The organism is Methylobacterium sp. GC_Met_3 (assembly GCF_026540775.1).
Lineage (GTDB): Bacteria > Pseudomonadota > Alphaproteobacteria > Rhizobiales > Beijerinckiaceae > Methylobacterium.
Genome location: NZ_JALNUL010000125.1, coordinates 1 through 3,291 on the forward strand (window position 1 = coordinate 1; position 3,291 = coordinate 3,291).

Annotated in this window: 2 protein-coding genes and 1 pseudogene; all 3 read right to left on the minus strand. The window is 53.4% G+C overall.

What is annotated here, in order from left to right; translation table 11 throughout:
• Window positions 1-374: 374 nt before the first annotated feature.
• A complete protein-coding gene (locus tag OXS27_RS31900; RefSeq protein WP_267361662.1) occupies window positions 375-1,349 on the minus strand; it encodes a glycosyltransferase family A protein in 975 nt (324 codons plus the stop codon).
• Window positions 1,350-1,352: 3 nt separating this feature from the next.
• Entirely contained in the window at window positions 1,353-2,369 is a 1,017-nt protein-coding gene (locus OXS27_RS31905) for a polysaccharide deacetylase family protein (RefSeq protein WP_267361664.1), read from the minus strand.
• A gap of 343 nt (window positions 2,370-2,712) precedes the next feature.
• Window positions 2,713-3,018 (minus strand): annotated as a pseudogene (locus tag OXS27_RS31910) (transposase); the annotation flags it as partial.
• Between the last annotated feature and the right edge of the window lie 273 nt (window positions 3,019-3,291).

Genomic DNA, 3,291 nt, shown 5'->3' on the forward strand with positions numbered 1-3,291 from the left:
ACGGGCGGTGAGCGTTTCAGCCCGAATGCGACGGGCACGTCGTCACGCGCAAACGTGAGCTAAATAAAATTCGTATTGTTTGACGCCAGCGAAAATGCACGCGAGACAGAGACTTCTCTATTAAACAAATGAATTTTAATCGCTTCAGCAGAAGAAAACTTTTCTGATTCTTTGAAACGACGGTCGGCTCGTCTATTCAGCAAACTTGTCATTCCGGCCCTGTAGCCAGTGGCGCGGCTGATACAAGCCATGGGACTGAAACGCGCTGCACGGGTCTAGTCGAACCGTACGAAAATCACCGATCCGGCAGCGACTCGTCCGTTCGATCGCGTTAATCGGCGTTACAGGATATCGTGTCCGACATCCCAACGAAGTTAGTTCTCGTCGCGTGAAGCCTCCCGGACGACGCGCCCAGCCCGAAGCTGACTGTTCGCGACAGGCTGCAGATGACCGACCGTGTCCGCTCGACCAGCCCGTCGCCAACCCTCCAAACGAGCTGCGGCCCGGACGATCCTTATGACTGCGACCCGAAACCTTCCTGTCGTCAAGCCCGCGGCCGCGCCGATTATCGGGCGAATCACACAGTAGAACACAAACAGGAAGCCGTATTGATGTCTGCGTAGTACCAAGCCCATACCTAGCCCATATGACCACGTTCTCGCAGCCCTGCGAGCGAACGAAACTTCAGTACTTGAATCGTGGAGAACTACGATCGAGGGATCATAAAAGAATGCGAGTTTTAGATTTATCCCTCTCAAAATTAGATCAGTCTCCTCTCCTGAAAGAAATTGAGTTTCACTTCCGAGTCCTATTGTAGTGTCAAACAGACCAATTTTTTCGATTGCGCTACGACGAATAAATATCGTGGCCGATACGCCACACTTCCAGACATTGTGTTTGCTGACCAGCTGAGCATTATTTGAATGACGACCGGCAACACTCTTATCAAAATTGTCTATACATCGCCCGAAGACACCGTCAAGGTGCTTGCTTCGAAGTGTTTCGTGCACTTGCTTCAGAAGATCTTCCTTATACCAGCAATCATCATCCGGAAAAGCGACAAGTTCACCCCGAGCTAGTGTAAGCCCGCGGTTCCGGCCGAGCGATAGGCCTCTGGCGCTCGTTGTGTAAACGATCAGCAACCGCTCGCGAAAAGCGTCAAGCTGATCCTGGATCGCTACCCCGCCACTCTGGTCGATGACAATGACTTCGAAGTCTTTGAACTGCTGCGCGACGAGGCTATCCAGGAATCTTTCGAAATGCAGCGTCTGTCCGATTGTCGAGACGATGAGACTGAAAGTAACCTTCGGTACACCGTCGGCACCATGCGGAACGGGAGATAGCGTCATTGCTTAAATTGCCAATCGTTGACGGATCATCTGCGGCCAGCCCGACATGTACGCTTGCACGACCGTAACATCCTGCCCCTTTTTTGATAAAACGAGACGAGGAATACAATATCTATCAGTCACCGAATGATTACACAATAAGGATTGATTCGTCGAAAAAGCCGCTTCAAATCCGCAGCTTTCGACCCATCCGTGCGCATCTTTTCCAACTTCATGATTTTGTCCAAAAGGATAAGCGAAGTATCGAGGTTTTATGCCTGTCATTTCAATGAGACGATCGCGGGATTTCGATATTTCCCACTCTAGGGAACTGCAATCTAAGTTAGCAAAAACCGAGTGACTGACAGAATGCGCGCCGATCTCAGCGAGTCCACTGTCATGCATTATCTTGATCATGTTCCAATCCAGCCCACTGCCGTAAGCATCGTCCAGATTCAAGGTTTTGTTACGCGCAGCAAGTTCTTGGATTAAATGCCTTCGTCTATCTGAAGATGCGGTGAGAAAATGTTTAGAAAGCATTGCAATTACTGAGTTTTTTTCCTTCTGGTCGACTACCGTCACTGGGCCATCGAGCAAGTTGAATCGTTCGGTGCGTTTGACGGCGAGTTCGAGGGCATGCCACCACATCGGAGTAAGCCTATCGGCAATTCCGGTTGTAACGAAGACTGTAAATGGCACTGAATGCCGCTTAAAAACTGGAAAGCCGTTGACATATAGATCTCGATAGCCGTCATCGAACGTTATGACAAGGAATGGGCTACGATCATGCCGTTGCCACCGCTCAAGCGCTTCACGAAGGCTGACGATCGGAACAGCTTTCCGCGCGCAATCTTGTATCAAATCTTCGAGAAATTGATCTGTTACCGAAAGACTGGTTGCAAGTGAATCGCCGGCCATCTGCGCCGTGACGGAATGTAGGCAGAGGATGAGCTGACCTCTGACATGGAGGGCTCGGGAGCAAATCGCCACCACCATCAATGCAGCTCGATAAGCCCGCTCGCTTGAACGCACATACTGCATACTTGGGGGCGTCCTTCATGTAGTCGCAGTCAAAGTACGCAGAGAGCGGGAGGCATCGTTCGATCAGAGTGTTACCATACCCCGTGATGTCTGATAAAGGGGTCAGCTCGACGGGGAAGACAAACAACTGAGCGTCGATGAATTGTGAGCTTGGTTTTGGGCGCGGCTAAGTGACAGTTTCGAGGGACCATCTGAGTAAAATTGTGGAAAGGAGAACGGTGGCTTGATACAGATCAGATCGTGCAGATGCTTAGATAGGAGCTTCTCCGAGTAACGAGTTTATGAGGTGAGCTGATCGTTGGAGTTTGAGCAGAGTTGTTGTTTGGCTTTGGGTTCGGTCTCCGGCCTCCGCCAGCTTGAGGTCGTTGTAGGCGGTGCAGATCATCGCCCATTCGCCCCAGACTTGATCGAGGCCACGGCGTCAGAACTGTCGGAAGCCTCGGGCCCGTTTGATCTGCCAGCACAACGGCTCGACCACCTGCTTCCTGGAGCGGTAGCGCCTGCCGCGGCCAGCCCGCTTCAGGCGGGCCGCCATCGCGCTCATCAACGGCATCTTCGTCAGCCTCCGGTAGCCGGCCGCGTAAGCCCCGCCATGAGGCGCTCGACTTGGAGCGAAGTAGCCCGTGATGCCCCGCAGCTTGATAGCCGCTCCTGAGTTCCGCATCGCGCCCCTCGGGCGTGGGCCCGCGTTTTCTCAAAGTTCCCAGACCATATTGCCAGAGTTCCGCATCGCCTTGTCAGGGCGGACGCAACCTCAGCGCGCCGCCCGAGGGCGATTTGAAGCCTGCTTGCCCGAGGGGACACTTGGCGGACCGGCCGCAACTCGAAGCGCCGGGCGTCGGAGCGTCGCCATGGTACAGGCGCAACAAGCCGCTGAACCTCGTTCAAATGGCGCTGCATGCCGCGGTCGAGCACGGTGCCC

Coding starts and splice junctions, on each gene's coding strand:
- OXS27_RS31900 (WP_267361662.1), bottom strand. CDS start 1,349: ATGACGCTATCTCCCGTTCCGCATGGTGCCGACGGTGTACCGAAGGTT.
- OXS27_RS31905 (WP_267361664.1), bottom strand. CDS start 2,369: ATGCAGTATGTGCGTTCAAGCGAGCGGGCTTATCGAGCTGCATTGATG.